Origin of the sequence: Cupriavidus basilensis OR16 (assembly GCF_000243095.1) — a bacterium.
GTDB lineage: Bacteria > Pseudomonadota > Gammaproteobacteria > Burkholderiales > Burkholderiaceae > Cupriavidus > Cupriavidus basilensis_D.
Window position 1 is genome coordinate 1 of sequence record NZ_AHJE01000329.1, and the last position, 208, is coordinate 208.

Sequence of the window (208 nt, forward strand, 5' to 3'; positions counted from 1 at the left end):
TTGCCCGGATTGGCCTTGGCGTATGCGACGAATTCTTCGAGCGTCTTCGCCGGCAGCGAGGGATGCACTACCAGCACGTTCGGCACATCGGCGATCTGCACCACCGGCACCAGGTCGGCCAGCGGATCGTAGTTCAGGTGCTTGTACAGCGTCTGGTTGATCGAGATCGGGCCCACCGAGTTGACCAGCAGCGTATAGCCGTCGGCCG

The 208-nt window shown here is 62.5% G+C and carries 1 protein-coding gene; it reads right to left on the reverse strand.

What is annotated here, in order from left to right:
• Positions 1-208, reverse strand: a 208-nt coding sequence (locus tag OR16_RS38970; RefSeq protein ID WP_006165010.1) for a Bug family tripartite tricarboxylate transporter substrate binding protein, incomplete at both ends; no start/stop codon positions are given.